The organism is Pelosinus sp. sgz500959 (genome assembly GCF_042610375.1).
GTDB lineage: Bacteria > Bacillota > Negativicutes > DSM-13327 > DSM-13327 > CTSoil-075.
Genome location: NZ_JBGJZL010000009.1, coordinates 110,621 through 129,270, shown reverse-complemented (window position 1 = coordinate 129,270; position 18,650 = coordinate 110,621). Strand labels below are relative to the sequence as shown.

Below are 18,650 nucleotides of genomic sequence, written 5' to 3'. Positions count from 1 at the left end.
CTTATCGTGCTCATTGCTTTATATTATATTCTTAGATTAATGAATTGGTTATTAGAAGAGTTTATTTATTTTTGGTATAATAGAGCAAGGGATAAGTAAAGGAGAAATAATATGAGATTTTGGATGAGCAACATGGAAGCCATTCTATATACCACCCTGCTATTATTTATGATTGGTACAGTCAATATTTTTAGTGCTAGTTTTGTAGAAAGCGGCCAGACCATGCATGATAGCTATTATTATTTGAAAAGGCATATGATGATGTTTGGTATTGGTATGATCGCCCTGTTTATTATGAGCCGCATTGATTATCGCAAATTGAAAAAGTTAATTTCCCTGCTGATGATCCTAACAATCGGTTTATTGGTGGCGGTACATACACATGGTATTATGATTAATGGTGCGAAACGCTGGGTTAATCTTGGTTTTCAATTTCAACCATCTGAACTTGCCAAATTGACAGGGCTTATGATTACGGCTGGTTATTTAGGGCCAATCATTGACTATGGTCGTAGGGTCACCTTATTGTCAACGCCTTTTTATGTTACAGTGATATTGGCGGGCATTGTGTATAAGCAACCTGATATGGGAACCGCAGTCATTATTATTGGTGTATGCCTCATGTTATATCTGATTGCTGGATTGCCTAAACAACAATTATTTGTCTTGTTAGGAGGAGGCAGCCTTTTATTTATCTATGCTGCCTTAACGGCGACATATCGAGCTGAACGAATTTATGCATGGCTTAATCCTTGGGCGTATCGCGAAGGAATTGGGTATCAATCTGTGCAAGGGCTTTTAGCAATTGGTTCAGGTGGTTTCTTTGGCACTGGTCTTGGTATGGGAGCCAGTAAGTTTTATTATTTGCCTGAAGGTCATACCGATTTTGCCTTTGCAGTACTCTGCCAAGAAATGGGCTTTTTTGGTGTGATCATCATTTTATTTTTACTCTCTACGTTTGCTTATTATGGTATTAGGATCGCTTTGAAGGCACCTGATGGATTTGGTAAGATGTTAGCGATCGGCACAGTCATTTTAATTGTGGGACAGGCTATTATTAATATGGCAATGGTATCAGGTCTAATTCCTGTAGTTGGTGTACCTCTTCCCTTTATCAGTTTTGGCGGTACAGCACTCATTGTAAATTTGACGGCCATTGGCATCTTGATCAATGTTGGAAGGCAAGCGGCGATCTTTGTGCCAGGAGAATCTCAATCTGCACCTGATAATAGTCGTAACACTCGCTTGAAGTTAGCGAGACAAGCAAGAACACTAAGTCGAGTCAAATAAAATTTGTGAACATAGATATGTTTTATCTGATTAGCCAAGAGTTGGCTAATCAGATTTTCTCTTGTAAAGTAAGATATATTCGATGGGATGCTGAAAAATGATAGGAACCTACAAAAAAAAGAAGGCGCGCTGCGCCTTCTTTTACTTTACATATATTAATTTTTATTTCAAGAGGAGCGTTAGATTTCAAATTTTACGACAGCTTCTCGTAGTTCAGCTGCAAGCATTGCAAGATTGTGACTTGAAGAAACTATTTCCTGCATTGACGCTGACTGTTGCTCTGTGGCTGCAGATACAGTCTGAGATTCTGCGGCATTCTTTTGGCTTACAACACCGATTTCTTGAATCGAATTTGCTAAAGATTGATTAGAGGTCGCCATTTGGTCGATGGATTTAGCAATCTCTTGAATCTGCTCTGAGAGATGAAGAATAGCACCGGCAATTTTACTAAAGAGTTCTCCTGCCGAATTGACCATTTCAACGCCCGACTTAATTCCTTCTGTTCCAGAACGAGTTGCAGCGACGGCCTGATCCATATTGAGTTGGTTTTGTTGTATCAAGCTGCTGATTTGTTGCGCAGCTTGATTGGATCCCTCAGCAAGCTTGCGCACTTCGTCTGCAACAACGGCGAAACCGCGACCTTGTTCACCAGCCCGTGCCGCTTCAATCGCGGCATTAAGAGCCAACAAATTGGTTTGGCCTGCAATGGAAGAAATCAAATTTACGATTTCATTGATTTTACCTGATTCTTGAGCAAGCCCAGCAATTGCATTTTCGATCTTTGCTGACCCTTGTCCGATTTGCTGCATCTGGTCAATGGCCTTTTCAACCATTTGTCGTCCTTGCTCAGCTTGCTGAGAAGTATGCTGAGCAATTTCTCCTACCTTATGCGCCACCTGGAAAACCTGCCTCGTCTGTCCCGATATTTCATCTGCCATCTTTGTAATTCGATTTGCAGATATCGCTTGTTCTTCTGTGCCGTGGGCAATCTCTGTAATTGAGTTGGCTACTTGGTTGATGGCTTGGGCCGATTGTTCGGCATGAGCCGTTAATTCTTCACTCGATGCTGCTACTTGTTCTGCCTGAGATAAGACTTTGGTAATCAATGCGCGTAGACCCGTTTTCATCTCACTAAATCCTTTTACCAATTGACCGATTTCATCTTTAGATTTAATCTTGGCTCCACGGGCACGTAAATCTCCTTGTGTTACGAGCAGACATTCATCGCGAATCAATTTGATAGGACTGGCAAATCGTTTGCTCAAAAAGATAATAAAGACGACAGAAATAAAAATACAGAGTAAAGAGATCGAAATCATGGTCCAGAATAATGTTGTTGTTGCTCGAGTTGTCTCTTCTTTGGGAGCTGTGACCATCATAACCCAGCGTTTACCTCCAGGAAGATCAATCGGAGTAAAAACTGAGACGCGAGTTACACCATCAACAAAATTATATTGTCCTCGTGTCTGTATTCCTGAACTTACATTTTCCTTAAATAATTGGACTAAATTATCATCTAATTCGCTAGCTTGAAGCTTTAGCTCTGGATTGATCTTTTTTTCTGTGAGATTGAGTTTGCCAATCAGGTCAGGTAAGCGAGGATGAGCTAATATAACTCCTGAATCATCGACAATAAATCCATATCCTGTATCCAAAAACTTTATCGTTTTGACGATTTCCGTTAAACGATCCAGAGAACATGGTCCAGTGAGGACTCCAGTCACCTGACCATTTTGCAGTACAGGTACAGCAATATTGAAGGAAGCTTTACCAGTGCCTCTGGAAATGATTATATCTGATGTCACTACTTTTTTAGTTTGTACAGCTTTGATAAAGTATTCTCGATCTGCTAGTTGAACCGTTGAGCCATCATAACGGACTGCTGAACCATTAAGGGAAATATAGGTAAGGGTATCAAGTTTATCAATACCTTTTTTCCCTTCTGCTAATCCTGCGATAATCGCATTTCGATCTTTACCTTCTTGAATCGCTGGAATATGGGCTAGACCTTCTAATTGAAGTACTATTTCACTAATATCATATTTTATCCGATTGGCATAGTCCTTACCCACTGCCATGGCAACATCATCAACACTTTGAGAGAGCGCTTTCTGGGAAAAATAATAACTGGTGCCTGATAAAAATAGGAAAGAAATTAGAAACAGTGGTAGAAAGCTAAGCAGTAATTTAGTCTGTATAGTATTTACTTTCATTTTAATCCCCCCCAAAAGCAATCGTTTTATTATTGGTATTTTCTCCTATGAATTGATAAAATCCTGCAAAAAACGATATCAATACTCAGATTATTGAGTAATTTACTAATTGGATTTTTTTTGTAGAAAGTAACATAGATAATAATCATTACATAAAATAGATTAAGTCAAGTGAGAGGAGGATGAAACCGTGAAAAACAAGCTAGGTAAAACCCAAAAACAAATGTGGATGCCACAAGGAGATATTGATGGTAGCCCTATGCAATTAGCTCATGCTTATGTTCCGTGGCAGTATTATGATGCGGCATTTAGTCCACAAGAAGCACTGATGAAGGGAACCTTATTCCCTGAATTATATGGAGTTTATATGCCACCAAGATGAATATAGGAGGTGAAAAGAATGAAATGTGACCAACAAATGGATATGCTCATAAAAGTGCAGGAGATGCAATTTGTTGCATTAGAGCTTAATTTATATTTAGATACACATGTTTGTGATGAAGATGCCCTCAATGATTTTAATTGTGCAGTTGAAATGTTGCAAAAATATAAGCAAGCTTATGTAAGCGAATTCGGACCCCTTTTGAATTTTGGTATGGGTGGATATGCAAAAGAGACGTGGCAATGGGTAGAAGAACCATGGCCATGGCAATTATAGATGGAGGCATGTGAAAATGTGGATATATGAAAAAGCATTGCAACATCCTGTTATGGTCAGCTATCCTGATCTAAAGTTTGCGAAGTTAGTGATTACCCAATACGGTGGCCCAGATGGGGAACTCGGAGCATCTCTTCGCTATTTGAATCAACGGTACTCCATGCCTACGGGGCAAGCTAAAGCGCTATTAACAGATATCGGCACAGAAGAACTCGCTCACATGGAAATGATAGCAGCCATGGTCTATAAATTAGTGGATGGAGCTACGCCTAAAGACTATGAAGAAGCTGGCTGGGGCGGACAATATGCTCAGCATAATCATGGTCTATTTTGGACAGATGCCAATGGCGTACCTTGGTGCGCGTCCTATATTGCCTGTCTTGGAGACCCGATTGCGGATTTAACAGAAGATATGGCAGCAGAGCAAAAAGCACGGGTAACGTATGAGCATCTGATTCAGTTGACTGATGATCCATGTGTAAAAGATACATTACGCTTTTTGTGGCAACGTGAAGTCGTACATTTTCAGCGCTTTGGCGAAATGCTCAATACGGTGCAAGAACATATGAGTAAGAGCAATATGTGGTGTGGATGTGAAATGAAGGAGTAGAGAATGAAAAAGGCATCTGAGAGCCAGTTGAACACTGGATTTTCAGATGTCTTTTTCTATGAGTTAGGCAATTTCTTAACAATTTTATAATGTGTGATACGATATTGTGAATAGCAACATAGGATTGACCAGTTAAAATCGTGTAGAAAATAAATTCTAACACTATTCTAACAAAGTTAGTGGTTAGAAAGTGTTAGAATGTGATAGAATAATACTAGCAATAAAATGAGGAGGGTTCAAATGGCAGTTTTAGAAGGACCCATGGTTGAATTCAAAGAAATTGTAGTTGAGGATATTAAAAAAGAAATTGTAGCTTTTGCTAATAGCGAGGGTGGTATTTTATATATAGGTATAGCCGATGATGGTAAAATCGTTGGTATAAGTAATAGCGATGAAACGTCTCTGCAAGTTTCTAATATGATTAGAGACTCCATTAAACCCGATGTTACAATGTTTGTTAGGTATTCTAATGAAATAATGGATGGAAAAGATGTTGTAAAGATCACAGTACAAAAAGGTATGCATTGTCCGTATTATATCGCTAAAAAAGGACTACGCCCTGAAGGAGTATATGTAAGGCAAGGTTCCTCCTCTGTTCCGGCATCTGAGAGTGCTATCCGGCTCATGATAAAGGAAACGGATGGTGATACTTTTGAAGATATGCGTTCGCTAAATCAGGACTTGACATTTGGATCGACAATTGATGAATTTAAGAATAGAACGATTGCATTTGGTGAAAATCAGATGATGACGCTAGGATTGGTTAACACGGAACATATCTATACAAATTTAGGGTTGTTATTGTCAGATCAGTGTGTACATACAATTAAGGCGGCTTCTTTTGAAGGTACAACAAAATCAGTATTTAAAGATAGACGGGAATTTAGCGGTTCTATTTTAAGACAAATGAATGAAGCTTACAATTATATTGATTTGTATAATAAAACAAGAGCTGAATTCTCAAAGTTACATCGCATCGATTACCGGGATTATCCGGAAGAGGCTTTGCGGGAAGCTCTTTTGAATGCTCTTGTTCATAGGGAATACTCCTTTAGTGGCAGTACGCTTATCAGTATATTTGATGATAGAATTGAATTTATATCCCTTGGCGGTTTAGTGAAAGGGATTACGATGAATGATATTTTATTTGGTGTATCCCAGTGTCGTAATGAAAAATTAGCAGCAGTATTTTATCGGTTGAAACTAATTGAAGCGTATGGAACTGGCATACAAAAAATGATAGATAGCTATAAGGATAGCAAGGACAAACCACAGATAGAATCATCGGATAATGCATTTAAAATCGTTCTGCCAAATAGAAATATGCGCTCACAAAAAATGGTATTTAGCGATAATGAAAAAGTCATATTGGAGATTTTAGAACATAAAGATGCCATAATAAGAAAAGATGTTGAAAATGTATTATCCATTTCACAAACGATGGCTGGTAGGTTATTAAAACAATTAGTCGACAAGAAAGCATTAAAAGCAGTTGGTAGCGGTAAAAAAACAAAATATGTGCAGGTTGCACAGGATGAAAAATAGAGATATTGCAAAAGGCATTTGAGAACCAGTTGCATTGACTGGAATTTCAGATGCCTTTTACATATGTATAAAGAAATTTCTGAGGATATATAGCTCAAAGCAAAACTGAAAAAATACAGTTTTGGGTGACGCCAGCTGAAAAGAATCAACTGCAACGGCTAGCAGAACTTAACCATAAAACCTTATCACAATATATTTTAGATGCAGCTCTGACTATGACTTTGGATACGGCAAAGATGGAATTTTACGCAAGTATTAATGCGGATTTAAACTATCTGAAACGCACAGCGTACGTAATTTCAAAACTAGAATTATTGATTGCTGCCGAGCAATATGATAACCAAGATTTTGTTGTGGATTTTTATAAGGCTACGATGGGGGAGGCGGAGAAACTTTTTGGAGGGGATTAGTGAATAAAAGGATATTTAAGGAAACCTACACTGGTTCTATTTTTCAAAAGCTAATTTTGGTTTAAGATTATCCAGAGCTAAGCATAGTAGTTATAATAAAAAAGAATTCCTGTAAAATTTTTGTAGAAAATTGGCAGGGATTCTTTAATTTATGGTAAATATAGGTGATATAGAAGTAAGTTAAAAGTATTGAAAGTCAATAATTAGACGAATGAAGGATCATTTTTACTTTTGAAACGTTAGCTCTAAAATTAACAAAAAGAATTTTATTAAAAATAGAAGAAGAGGGTAGGTTTTATGACACATAGTAAACTATCTGATCACAAGTTCAAGAAAGGAAAATTCATAACGCCTTGGAATGAGTTCATGAGCGAGGTAGGAAAGGAGAATTCTTGGTATCATGGAAGACAGCCAGAATATTTATGGTTGGCTTTAATTATAGATCATTATGGGAAGAAAATTGGGCTTGAGAAATGTTGCATTATAATAAACAAACTCCGCGAGTTAGCGCCAGACTTTTTTACTCCTAAGTTTTCTAGGATATTGGAACTTGATCAAGAAACTCAAAAAGAATTATATAAGTATATTTTAAATATAATTGATGTTTGTGTTTTAGCCCCTTTAACAGTGATTTTTACGTACTCTCGTTTTCCTGATTTTGCATTAAAATTTTATTCGCCACAATTATCTGTAGATAAAAGGATTCTTAAAATTAACACAATAATGGCAGAAGCAAGTAATCATCAATCTCATCTTTCGACAGATGTAAGGTTTATAGTAATTTATTGTGATTTACTTTCTGGCAAATTACAGATGCAAAAAGAAATTATAGGTTTAGTATTAGAATATCCAAAGTTATCGCATGATGATGAAAAAATGAGAATGATACGTCCAACAATACGTTCTATGGAAATGGCACTCATAGAAAGTGATACGTATGACGAGAATTATTTAAATGTTTTTTGGGAGGGAGTTAGCAGGATGAGTGATTGTGAATTGTTTTATGTTAATCTTGAAGAAGATGCACCTGATACGGAAAAGTATATGCATCACGTAAAAACCATACTTCAATATTATTCTGATTTATTAGTCTCAGCCAGACCTATTGATAATAAAATGTTGGTTCTTTTAGGAATTGCAACATATTCATACAAAAGGATTTTGGAAGTAGTTGAACACGAACTATATAATACTATTTCTGGAAGAAGTATTGTTAGAGTTCTAATTGAAGACTATATCATGATGAAATATTTACTTCAAAATGAATCATCACATGATGATATTTGGTCGGAATACCAATATTATGGAATTGGGCAGTACAAATTAATTGTTGAAAGATTCAGGGAATCCGGAAAGGTTTTATCTGATAGTCATGTGCTTTATGATTATTTAGATATTTTAGTAGGCGAATATAAGAACAAAGATTTTATTGACATGGACACCTCATATTTTGATAGACAAAATGTTAGGGCAAAGGCTATAAGTGTTGGTGAAAAAGAACTTTTTGCGTTTTATTATGACTATGATTCCGCTTTTGAACATGGCTTGTGGGGCGCAATTAGGGAAAGTTCATTGATAAAATGCAATTGTCCAGCACATCAATATCATTGTATCCCAGATCTGGATGATAAGCAGAAATTAAAAAGTGTTTGGAATGATTGTGTTGCAGTGATGAATAAAACATTATCAATAATACAAGATGTTTACGGACTTTCCGCACACTTGGCGATAGGAGATGAAAGAGATGGGGAACGATCTCCTAAAAGATGAGCTAAAAGAATTGCAATTAGCGTATAAAGAAATTCTTATAAGTGCATCTGAAAATATTTTTAAAGACGGCTCAGCTGCTGTTATTGATGAGATAAATGTGTTTTGGCATCGAAACAAAAAGCTAGTACATTGCATTCTGAAAAATTTATGTGATTCTTACCAAGCATATGTTTTCACTGGTGCAACTATTTTAGATATGGCGGATTTTGAGCATTACCCATTTGTAACCTTAGGTAAATATCATTTTTGGGATGATCCAATTTATAAATATGCAGCACTCATAGGAAAAACAAAAAATGCTTCTTTCGATAAAAAAATCCGGGAGCAAATTATTGCGACTATTAATGATAACATTAAAATTCTTAATGAAGCAGCAGATATTATTTACATTTTACCAATTAGGCTTTTGTCAGAGGTTGATGCCCAGATGGTCCATGATGCAGGAATCAAAGCTTTTCTTAGTCTTTTTAAAGAAAAAATTGATTTTGAACATTACCAGAAATATTTTAATACCATTGAAGATATTAAGAATGGATTATGTCCAGGCGTAGATAAAAGTTTGATTTTCTCTTCAGATGATGACAATACTCTTGATCTGGAGACAAGGTTTAATAATTACAAAAAGACGAATGCCCTACCTCTGCCACCGACCGCATCTGATGCAGAAGTCTTTTGGTTCAGTATATACGCTAATATGAGACAGGCATTCGATACAATTCTCATGTGTGCTGAATATCAGTTAATACCTTACATAAGATTTGATGTAGCTTATACATACATACTTAGTTTGTCGGTTAATTTTGGAGATAATAAAGAAATAAAAGATATGATTTTCAAATGTGCTATAGCTCATGTTATATATAGAACTTTTGACAAGGAAAAAGTTAAAAATTTAGATTTCAGAGAATATTATCACTCTATACAAAAATATGATTTGGAACATAATCTTTTTTTAGATTTGGAAGATGAAAATATAACATTTTCGAATCCTTCTATAGTTAAAATAGTTAATATAATAGAAAAAAACTTTGAGAGTTTTTTCTATTATATTAAGAAATGAAGGTATAATTAGTTTAAGAGATAGACGTGTTATAGGAAATTTACAAAAAAAGTAAAGTTGGTAGTGGTATTTTAAAAGAAATGGAGCGCTTATTATGTTTTTATTTGCGATAATAGAAAAAATGTAAAAGTATAAGGCAATAAATAAATATATTGATTGTTTGTATGTAACTATTGGAGGTGTAAAAGTTTTGTCAGTAGACTATGGTTTGTATTATTCGGCAGAAATTACAGTTATATGGAGTCATAATAAAGTGGATGATCAACATGTTAATATATTTTCAGTTGTTGAGCTTATTCCAGCGGAGCAAGAACTATCCAGTAAAATAGAGGATGTCGGACGTGATGGTAATAAGCTACCAATGCGGCGTATTCAGGTCAATTCAGTTTTTTCAATATATGCAGCTAGGTTTGTTGTAAATATAGAGGATGCTATAGCCTTTTTTGGAAAAGAATCTATAAGTGGTCGAAATATAAAAATCAACAATAAGACAATTGCTCTACAGTCAGTAAATTCAATGACTGTTGAACCGAGTGAAAACCATTTTATATTGGTACCCCCTAATTTATGCCCAGAAACTCCTTTTGGGCATGTTTTACCTCGTAGAAGTGTGTCAAGTAGAGTGCGTGCAAGAATTGATGCTAATGCAGAAACTTTAAAGATGTTTTCTGAAAATGATCAAATAAAAATTAGTGAGTTCATTAAAGAAACATTAGGGATAGATTTATTGAATTTTTCAGAATTTTTTGGAGCTGTTATTTTAAGTTGCCCAAATCCATACATAAGAAAGTTTGAGGAACGGTTGAGTCGAGATCGACAAAAAATTGTGTATGAAATCTATGAACGCCAAGGACAAAGTCTCATTGATGGGGAAATAGAAATTTCAGAAGAACGTCCATCTGGAAAAGGTTTTGTTATTCGGGAACTTATTAAAAAAAATAAAGGAATCATTAATATTCCTTACGAGCCTTGTGAGTTTAGAACACGCATGTTTTCTAAACAAAAAGAATTGATCGAAGATATGTCAGGTCATTTTATCAAAAGTATAAATTTGAGCATGGGGATAATTGGTGGTAAGCGTGAAATTCATGAGATAAATCAAAAAGACGGCATGGAAATGATACATAAAGTTGACGTTATTACGGATGAAGTTCATAGCATAGTTGGAGATAGCTTGGATATAAAAACGCCGACTATACTTTTGACAGAAAAAGAAAAACACCGTGTTATGGATGCATTAAAAATGCAAAGGGAATTTATTTACTTTCCAGGCAAGACCAATGATTCAGTAGAAAATGCACGACAGATATTGAGGGAAATAATTAGCAAGGCTTCAGAACGATGTATGATAGTAGATCCTTATTTATCTGGACCTGATGTTATTAAATTTAGCCTTTTTGTCAGCAATTCGAAATTTGAAATAAGATTAATAAGTTCGGCGGCCTTTTTATCAAAAAAGTATAACGAAGATGGTGATGAAGAAATAGATAATGATCCTTCAAATGAACAACTTGAAGTGCAAGTAGAACCAGTTACTTATGGCGGAATGCTGAATAGTACAATTGAGCAATTGATGAAACAGGATAAAACATTACGTTTAAAGTGTAGAGTACTAAAAGGTAGAAAGAAAAGTCCGGTACATGATCGTTTTCTTATTGTGGATAACGAGGTTTACATTTTAGGAAGCTCTCTTAACGAATTTGGTTCTAGAGCTACAACATTATTCAGAGTTCCTGATCCAAGGGTTATTATCGGTGAAGCTGAGAAATGGTGGCAAGATGATGAAATATCTATTGATTTGGGTCAGTGGCTAAGTAGGAGGTAATGATGTCCGGATCTACAGTTTTTACTCCAGGGGTTATAACGCCCCAAGCAGGACAGCCATTAAGACAGTTTCGATGCATATTGGCACCAGGTATCTGGTATTATGATCGATGGGAAGAGACAACGAATCCACCTGAAGCATATAAATTTTTAATTTCTAATGCCCAAAGAGAAATATTGATATGGGATCCTTATATAAATCCTCAAGACATTGATTTTTTTATCAATATTCCCCAAGATGTATCTGTAAAAGGACTTACATGCTTTGGTTCAAGAAGTCGAAAAGAGCAAGAACTAATATCAAGGTCCCGTATAGCATCGAGGGACTGGAATTTTCATATTAATGTAAAATATTATGACAAGAGTATAGATGGCGGTGATAATAGTGATCCATTCCATGATAGATATTTATTTGTAGATGAGCGTGTTTTTATGGTGGGAGCATCTATCGGTCATCATCATCAAAGATTATCTACAAATGCAATTGTAGAGATTATTGACAGTAATGCAAGGGCATTAGTTAGACATAGATTTGACAAATGTTGGAATCATAGTTATACTAAGAATTTATTTTCATTTGAAGGGGGGGTTTTTATTCCATGATAGACTGGCGTATTGAAATAGAGCGAAATAATTTTAGAAATGAAGTAGATGATAGTCATTTGGAACGAGGTAAATGGGAAACTGTCATTGATGAAATTTCAAAAAAAATATTAATAAATATTGAAACTTTAGATGAATTTTCACTGCATGATATACAATTAAACTGTAATAGCCAAGATAAAGAAAAGGTAGAGATTATTGTTGATTGTATAAACGAAAAGAAGTGGCCTAGTTTAGAAGGCGAAATGCGGAAATTAGCAAAATTATTAGGAGAAAAAATAGCCATAAACTCTAGTGAACAGTTCGAAAAATGGGAAATAATTGGGCAGAAAATTAAAAACTGTTGGCCACTTTTTGAATCGTGGATTGAATTTTTACCAATTGAAGATATTAGTAAGAACCAGGATATAATAGAGCAGTACCCTAATCATAATAATCCATTGGAACTCATTGACACTTGGGGTGTATATAGAGAAAAAAAATATTGGCCAAATGTTTTTAGCCATATTGAAGAATGCAATCAATTTATATATGATCCATGGTTATATGTTGAGAAAGTTTCACCTAGATATGAAGAATTCCGGTTAAAAAGTTCAATGATGCTTCGAAATGACCTTGTACAAAAGCTTGGATGGGAAACATGGTTATTGTGGGTAGCTGATTTTCCTATAATTTATATGAAACAAGCTGTAATATATAATATAAATGATTTAGATATAATAAAAAAACTAATTGCGCAAGTATCAATTATAGAAAAGATCGAACCTACCAATAAGATGATTTTAATAGTACTCTTAATTAGGCGATTTTTAGAATTATGTGAGCATATTCAAAGAAACTTAGATTATGCTGTAAAACGGATAGAACCAGATGAGAAAGGCATAGATTTTAAACAAGAACTAAAAAACTGGGAAGAAACTGAATCTTTTGAACGTATAAGTAGTCTCATTGATGAGGTAGTTGCAATTGCTATGCGAGATGAGATTGGGTTTCAAATTATGTCAAGTATGTTTAAGCATTTAGAAGTGGTAAGTGAAAAGAAAAATATTATAAGAAGTCAGTTAAGAACATTGCTTATTAGTAATTTGGCAAAAATGTGTGAAGCGTCTGATTGTTATAAAAGATTATTAGAAGAATTAAATTCTCAAACTAAATTATTAAATGCTGCAATGTTGTTTTTTTGCCTGGAAGACAGTCAAGATGATTTAAAGCAACAAATTATTAAAATGATCTTAAACCAATATGCAAATTTATTAATTTCAGAGAAGTATTTATGGCATGGTAATCTTTCGTTTGAAGGTGATGAAGGAAAATTACTTTGGTATTTGTCAGGGGTAATTTCGTATAGTAATGATCCTTACTCAGAGTTAACTAGTCTAGTTGAAAGGGTATTAATAAAGAGTGGAGGATGGAAATATAATTATGTGGAATATTTAGAATCTATAACGAAGGTAACACACTGTTTGACCGTAGGAACAATGATGGCTGAATGGATGCAGAGAAATGGTAAAATTCCCGAGGCAAGTATTGTATATAGATATATTTGGAGTTTTGCCCATGATTGGATTCGGTGGATATTTGATGATAGAAATGAGAGCGTGACTGCTTTGCTGATTTCACTTTGGGCAAGACTTATACTGGTATGTCCTGATAATTATGTTGACATGACTCTGGAAGCGTCCAATAAGTTGGATTCATTGAAACAACAAATTACGTGTCTTAAAGTGTTGAGACAAAATTTACGGAATAAAGAACCTGGTACCGAATTGCCATTAACTTTACAAAAACATATATATACACTTTTCGAAAAATCTTTCGTGGTTGAAAAGCAATTAACAAGTGAGCAAAACGAAGTAGCCTGGTTTACTAATTCGATTGTAGAACTAACTCCTAATATTTAGAAGATTGTCAAATAGATGGCATGGAGACGGAAGATTGTACGAAAAAGACCTCATATTTAATCTAGATATTAGCTCAATGTCCATTTTAAGAGATGAGGGGACGGGTTGTTTATCCCCACAAAAAAAATGCCATTTTAATACTTTTTTTAAATATTTGACCTCATCCCTCTTCCGAAAAACATGGGACCTATCTTGCGCTCCCCCGATACAGGCGAACTCTATATGGCAGTCAGGATATCACTGAGAATCATAAAAATTTATTAGCAGAAATTTTTATGATGATGAGATCTAACTATAACGTGCACTCAAATAAGAGGGGAAGCTAATAGTATATCGAATTATAGAAGTATATGCTAATGAACATTACTTTTCGTTCGTAATTTCGTATTATGCGAGGAAGAACTGTAATTAGGAGAGGTTAAGGGAAAATGCTTCAAAAGAAGTAGGAGGAACATACGTCTTGAAAAAAATACTATTAGTAGGATTAGAATACAGTGGGGCTGATATCGAGCAGGTAGTTATTGAGACAAAAGGATTAGGGGAACCAGAGATATGTGGAGAGCATGCAGCTTTACCTCTATATGAATATGATGTTATTATTATTAATCCACAAAGTTACTCACACTTTTTATTTGGGAGAGCTACAGAACACTCCGCTTCTTTAAAGGAGTTAGGGAGTTTAAAAAAGGAAAACGATAGGTATGATTTTGACACTGTATTTGACGACGGAGAACGTATAAAAGAACTTAATATAGCAATTAGTCAAGGTGCAAAATTAGTCTGGATTGCAGTTGAGGATAAGAGAGAATCTTTTTATGGGAAACGTACTTCATATCAGGGCTATCTAAACGATGATGTAAAAGACGAACTTGAGCATAGTTGCAAATATCGTAAAAGATCAACTCGATTAAAGATAATAAAGAAAAATAACTTTAGTGGATATTTTGAATCGCTCAGCCAGTGTGGTTGGGGATTGACTTGGCAACCACGTAGTAAGGATGAGTCATGGTTGGCTGAGACACCTGAAGGATATTGTCTTGGGAAAGAAATAATGGTAGATGGTAGTACCGCTTGGTTATTAACGCCCCCTACGTCTCCTGAAGCATTAAACGTCCTAATAAAATGTATGCTGTCAGGCGAAGTTGGCATAACAAAACAGAAAAAGGTAGAGGATAAAGTTAAAATTAAGCATATTCCTAGTGGCGATATCATTTCCCATATCGGCAGAATGAATCTACTACTCGTTACTGCGACGGAAATAGAAACAAGGACAATTCTCAAATATCTTGCTCCCTTAGACGGTCAAGAAGAACTACTGGAAGGGACTATCGATAATTTAACATATCGAGTTGGAAAGTTCGGGGCATATAATGCTGTTCACTTTCAGTGCGGAATGGGTACGACGGGGCGAGATGCCTCAACGCTTTCTACATATGATGCAATACATAAATGGCAACCAAAGGCTATCGTCATGATTGGTATAGCATGCGGTAAAGATCCGATAAAGCAAAAGATTGGAGATGTACTAGTATCTGAATCGATTACTGCATATGAACCTATGAGAATTGGATCGAAAACAATTCCACGAGGTCCCACTTCTTTAGCAGGACAAGTATTGCTCAATCGATTTAGGAATATGTTGGATTGGGAATTTATGACTTCGCCTAAAACAAAGTCAAGAATGATAGTTGGAGAAATGTTGTCTGGTGACAAACTTATAGATGACCAAGAATTTAAAGATGAACTATTTGAGTTATTCCCAAACGCCATCGGTGGCGAGATGGAAGGGGCGGGAGTATATGCTGCTGCTGCGAGATTAAAACTTCCAGAATGGATAGTTGTAAAGGCAATTTGTGATTGGGGAGACGGTAGTAAAACAAAAGAATCACAGCCGCTAGCGGCTGAAATGGCTACATCATTATGCCATGCGGTATTCAGTAAGCCACACTCATTTGACCAGTTATTATGTCAAACAGAGACAGTACAAGCTGACGTAGTAACGGATTTATATAAGGAATCAAGTAGTAATGAGATACTGCCGATTGATAAAAAATTACTCACAGAAGTATCCGCAGTCTTTACAGGATATAAAATGCATCAGTTTTTTGAAGAATTATCTAACTCAAGGTCAGTATATTTAGAAATGATGACAGATTTTGAAATCGGTTTAAGTCGTTTATTAGCTCCAGATAAAAAAATGAGGAATAGGGATTTAGAAGAAGTGCGTTCATCCTTTCTTTATGCAATTCAAGAATTCCTAAACTTTTCTACTACCACTTTTTCTTCTATTAATAACGTAACTGCAAGGTTCTATGGGGGTGTTAGTGAATTTCAATTGTTAACAACTCATAGAGAGGGTTTTGATAAAGAAGACGTCGAATATTTAGAACTTATACGTAGAATCTATAAAAGATGGGAAGAATTACATGAGCAAGTGCGCGGAGCTCTTCCGGATTTTGATTGGTGCTAGATTGTTTAATTCATTCTACAAGGGCGTAGAATCAGTTCAAACAAAGTGAAATAGAGAGTATAATTAAGATGTCAGTGTACTACTGATTATCCATTTTACAACCAGTGCCTCATTTGAATAAAGCGCTACTTAATAGATCATGTCAACATGTACATAAACCTAAAGCGCTATTAACAGATATCGGAACAGAAGAACTAGCTCACATGGAAATGATAGCAGCTATGGTCTATAAATTAGTGGATGGAGCTACGCCTAAAGACTATGAAGAAGCTGGCTGGGGCGGACAATATGCTCAGCATAATCATGGTCTATTTTGGACAGATGCCAATGGCGTACCTTGGTGTGCGTCCTATATTGCCTGTCTTGGTGATCCGATTGCGGATTTAACAGAAGATATGGCAGCAGAGCAAAAAGCACGAGTAACGTATGAGCATCTGATTCAGTTGACTGATGATCCATGTGTAAAAGATACATTACGATTTTTGTGGCAACGTGAAGTCGTACATTTCCAGCGCTTTGGAGAAATGCTCAATACGGTGCAGGAACATATGAGTAAGAGCAATATGTGGTGTGGATGTGAGATGAAGGAGTAGAAAATGGAAAAGGCATCTGAGAATCAGTGGTGATACTGGATTTTCAGATGCCTTTTCTATCATGATTTTCAGCAAAAACATACTGGATGAATTTTTGAATTGTCTCCGGAACTTTCGGTTTGTCATTTTTTACATAAAGAAAAATTTTAACGGGTTTTAGATCCGAACTTATATCTATCGCATAAGCCATCTTTTCTGTTTTTAATCTTATGGGTAAAACGGCTATGCTAGAGCTGGTTTCTATACCGGTAAGGATTGGCTCTATGATGTCATATTCAATCAACTTATAATTCGTTATAACGTTTCGGTTTAAAAAATCAATCGTGGCTTTTCGATAAGGGCAATTTTTATCACGGCTCATCAGGATAGGATGTTTGGAAATGTCTTGAATGGAAACCAAATTATTGGCTGTCAGCCAACCGATTGTTTCATCGCATGAAAAAATCGGTTTGAGCTCTTGCTGTTCGACGGGGCGATTGAGAAGGATGGCATCAAGATTTCCATGAAGTAGAAGAGAAATCAATTCATCCAGTGGTCTTGTATAAACAGATAAGTTTAGAGGAAGGGCGGGCATGAGGGATGCCAGATATCCTGTAGTTATCGAGGGAGTAGCACCAATTTTCAATTCTGGTTCGTAATTTGAAATGGCGGATGAGGCTTCTGCTAATAAAGCCAATATCTTATCCGCATATTCAAATAAAAGTTTACCACTGGGTAATAGTTGTACGCCACGGTTAGTTCGAATGAATAGCGGTAAGGCAAGTTCTTCCTCTAACGCTTTGATTCGTAATGTAACATTGGATTGTACGTAACCTAGCTGTTCTGCTGCACGTGAGATTGAGCCCAATTGAGCTACTTTATAAAAAATTTTTAAGTCGTTACTTTCCATTCACCATTCTCTCCTGTTATTATTCAAATTAATACCAAGTATCGTTATTGATTATTATACATGGATAAGGTGAAATACTATAATAAAATCATCAGAAAAAAGCGACTCACATTGAGAATGCTTTAGAAAAAAATGGGGTGAGTTTATGATAGGCATGCAATACAAAGTGATATTGCCAAGCAACTATGATATGGACATGATAAGAGAAAGGGTAAAAAATAATGGATTTAAGATGGACGGTTTCCAAGATTTGAAATGGAAGATGTATTTAATCGCAGAAAAAGATAAAAACGGCAATCTGCAAAACGAATATTCGCCACTTTATCTATGGGAAAAACATGATGGAATGAATAAATTTTTATTTGAAGGTTTTTACGATAACATACTCAATTCATTTGGCTGGCAACATGTCAATATAGGGGTTCCTATCTTGGATACGACGTCAGAAAATATAAAGAATGCCAGATTTGCTGTAGAAATTACTTATGAAATTGAACCTAGTTTGAGTTTGAGAAAGTTAGTCAGCGAGATGAAAGGGCAAGAACTTGGCTTGAGAAATGATTTAGAAAGTATTACGATTTATAATCCAGATAAGTGGAAATATACAAAATTTTATTTTTTGCAAACGTTGGAAGACAATGTTTTTGAATTTGGAAAGGTGTATACGATACTCCATATTTCACAGTAAAAGAGACATTACATTTTTTGTGGCAACGTGAAGTCGTACATTTTCAGCGCTTTGGCGAAATGCTCAATACGGTGCAGGAACATATGAGTAAGAGCAATATGTGGTGTGGATGTGAGATGAAAGAAT

The 18,650-nt window shown here is 35.6% G+C and carries 16 protein-coding genes; 14 read left to right on the top strand and 2 right to left on the bottom strand.

Annotated elements, in window-relative coordinates:
- The first annotated feature begins 111 nt into the window (after positions 1-111).
- Positions 112-1,290: an FtsW/RodA/SpoVE family cell cycle protein gene (locus tag ACAN52_RS15160; RefSeq protein ID WP_378955758.1), complete on the top strand. Its 1,179-nt coding sequence runs from the start codon at positions 112-114 to the stop codon at positions 1,288-1,290.
- Between the two features lie 179 nt (positions 1,291-1,469).
- On the opposite strand, the gene ACAN52_RS15155 is transcribed toward ACAN52_RS15160, so the two are convergent.
- Positions 1,470-3,503 carry a methyl-accepting chemotaxis protein gene (locus ACAN52_RS15155; RefSeq protein WP_378955757.1) on the bottom strand — a complete coding sequence of 678 codons (2,034 nt, stop codon included), beginning with the start codon at positions 3,501-3,503 and terminating at the stop codon, positions 1,470-1,472.
- A 190-nt stretch (positions 3,504-3,693) separates the two neighbouring features.
- Between ACAN52_RS15155 and ACAN52_RS15150 the strand changes: the two genes are divergently transcribed.
- The 12 genes from ACAN52_RS15150 to ACAN52_RS15095 all read left to right on the top strand — a co-directional run bounded on the left by ACAN52_RS15150 (position 3,694) and on the right by ACAN52_RS15095 (position 16,947).
- Positions 3,694-3,885, top strand: a complete 192-nt coding sequence (locus ACAN52_RS15150; RefSeq protein ID WP_378955756.1) for a spore coat associated protein CotJA — start codon at positions 3,694-3,696, stop codon at positions 3,883-3,885.
- An 18-nt stretch (positions 3,886-3,903) separates the two neighbouring features.
- Positions 3,904-4,161: a spore coat protein CotJB gene (locus ACAN52_RS15145; RefSeq protein ID WP_378955755.1), complete on the top strand. Its 258-nt coding sequence runs from the start codon at positions 3,904-3,906 to the stop codon at positions 4,159-4,161.
- A 16-nt stretch (positions 4,162-4,177) separates the two neighbouring features.
- Entirely contained in the window at positions 4,178-4,771 is a 594-nt protein-coding gene (locus ACAN52_RS15140) for a manganese catalase family protein (protein ID WP_378955754.1), read from the top strand.
- A gap of 240 nt (positions 4,772-5,011) precedes the next feature.
- Positions 5,012-6,316 (top strand): RNA-binding domain-containing protein, encoded by a 1,305-nt coding sequence (locus tag ACAN52_RS15135; RefSeq protein ID WP_378955753.1) that lies wholly within the window; start codon positions 5,012-5,014, stop codon positions 6,314-6,316.
- Between the two features lie 89 nt (positions 6,317-6,405).
- Positions 6,406-6,726 carry a DUF1778 domain-containing protein gene (locus ACAN52_RS15130; protein WP_378955847.1) on the top strand — a complete coding sequence of 107 codons (321 nt, stop codon included), beginning with the start codon at positions 6,406-6,408 and terminating at the stop codon, positions 6,724-6,726.
- 297 nt (positions 6,727-7,023) lie between these two features.
- A complete protein-coding gene (locus tag ACAN52_RS15125) occupies positions 7,024-8,496 on the top strand; it encodes a DUF5677 domain-containing protein (RefSeq protein WP_378955752.1) in 1,473 nt (490 codons plus the stop codon).
- On the top strand, positions 8,471-9,556 hold the full coding sequence (locus tag ACAN52_RS15120; protein WP_378955751.1) for a hypothetical protein: 1,086 nt from the start codon (positions 8,471-8,473) through the stop codon (positions 9,554-9,556). Before ACAN52_RS15125 ends, ACAN52_RS15120 begins: the two co-directional genes overlap by 26 nt.
- Before the next feature lie 190 nt (positions 9,557-9,746).
- Entirely contained in the window at positions 9,747-11,381 is a 1,635-nt protein-coding gene (locus ACAN52_RS15115; RefSeq protein ID WP_378955750.1) for a VPA1262 family N-terminal domain-containing protein, read from the top strand.
- A 2-nt stretch (positions 11,382-11,383) separates the two neighbouring features.
- On the top strand, positions 11,384-11,983 hold the full coding sequence (locus ACAN52_RS15110; RefSeq protein ID WP_378955749.1) for a hypothetical protein: 600 nt from the start codon (positions 11,384-11,386) through the stop codon (positions 11,981-11,983).
- Positions 11,980-13,884 carry a hypothetical protein gene (locus ACAN52_RS15105; RefSeq protein ID WP_378955748.1) on the top strand — a complete coding sequence of 635 codons (1,905 nt, stop codon included), beginning with the start codon at positions 11,980-11,982 and terminating at the stop codon, positions 13,882-13,884. Before ACAN52_RS15110 ends, ACAN52_RS15105 begins: the two co-directional genes overlap by 4 nt.
- A 460-nt stretch (positions 13,885-14,344) precedes the next feature.
- Positions 14,345-16,354: a hypothetical protein gene (locus ACAN52_RS15100; RefSeq protein ID WP_378955747.1), complete on the top strand. Its 2,010-nt coding sequence runs from the start codon at positions 14,345-14,347 to the stop codon at positions 16,352-16,354.
- Between the two features lie 104 nt (positions 16,355-16,458).
- Positions 16,459-16,947 (top strand): manganese catalase family protein, encoded by a 489-nt coding sequence (locus tag ACAN52_RS15095; protein WP_378955746.1) that lies wholly within the window; start codon positions 16,459-16,461, stop codon positions 16,945-16,947.
- A gap of 43 nt (positions 16,948-16,990) precedes the next feature.
- Here ACAN52_RS15095 and ACAN52_RS15090 read toward each other — a convergent pair whose 3' ends face one another.
- Entirely contained in the window at positions 16,991-17,836 is an 846-nt protein-coding gene (locus ACAN52_RS15090) for a LysR family transcriptional regulator (RefSeq protein WP_378955745.1), read from the bottom strand.
- Between the two features lie 145 nt (positions 17,837-17,981).
- On the opposite strand from ACAN52_RS15090, the gene ACAN52_RS15085 reads away from it, so the two are divergent.
- Positions 17,982-18,524: a DUF4865 family protein gene (locus ACAN52_RS15085; RefSeq protein WP_378955744.1), complete on the top strand. Its 543-nt coding sequence runs from the start codon at positions 17,982-17,984 to the stop codon at positions 18,522-18,524.
- Positions 18,525-18,650 lie beyond the last annotated feature (126 nt).

Excerpts from the sequence above, each read along its gene's own strand:
- ACAN52_RS15160 (WP_378955758.1), top strand. The coding sequence starts at position 112 with ATGAGATTTTGGATGAGCAACATGGAAGCCATTCTATATACCACCCTG.
- ACAN52_RS15155 (WP_378955757.1), bottom strand. The coding sequence starts at position 3,503 with ATGAAAGTAAATACTATACAGACTAAATTACTGCTTAGCTTTCTACCA.
- ACAN52_RS15145 (WP_378955755.1), top strand. The coding sequence starts at position 3,904 with ATGAAATGTGACCAACAAATGGATATGCTCATAAAAGTGCAGGAGATG.
- ACAN52_RS15140 (WP_378955754.1), top strand. The coding sequence starts at position 4,178 with ATGTGGATATATGAAAAAGCATTGCAACATCCTGTTATGGTCAGCTAT.
- ACAN52_RS15135 (WP_378955753.1), top strand. The coding sequence starts at position 5,012 with ATGGCAGTTTTAGAAGGACCCATGGTTGAATTCAAAGAAATTGTAGTT.
- ACAN52_RS15125 (WP_378955752.1), top strand. The coding sequence starts at position 7,024 with ATGACACATAGTAAACTATCTGATCACAAGTTCAAGAAAGGAAAATTC.
- ACAN52_RS15120 (WP_378955751.1), top strand. The coding sequence starts at position 8,471 with ATGGGGAACGATCTCCTAAAAGATGAGCTAAAAGAATTGCAATTAGCG.
- ACAN52_RS15110 (WP_378955749.1), top strand. The coding sequence starts at position 11,384 with ATGTCCGGATCTACAGTTTTTACTCCAGGGGTTATAACGCCCCAAGCA.
- ACAN52_RS15105 (WP_378955748.1), top strand. The coding sequence starts at position 11,980 with ATGATAGACTGGCGTATTGAAATAGAGCGAAATAATTTTAGAAATGAA.
- ACAN52_RS15090 (WP_378955745.1), bottom strand. The coding sequence starts at position 17,836 with ATGGAAAGTAACGACTTAAAAATTTTTTATAAAGTAGCTCAATTGGGC.
- ACAN52_RS15085 (WP_378955744.1), top strand. The coding sequence starts at position 17,982 with ATGATAGGCATGCAATACAAAGTGATATTGCCAAGCAACTATGATATG.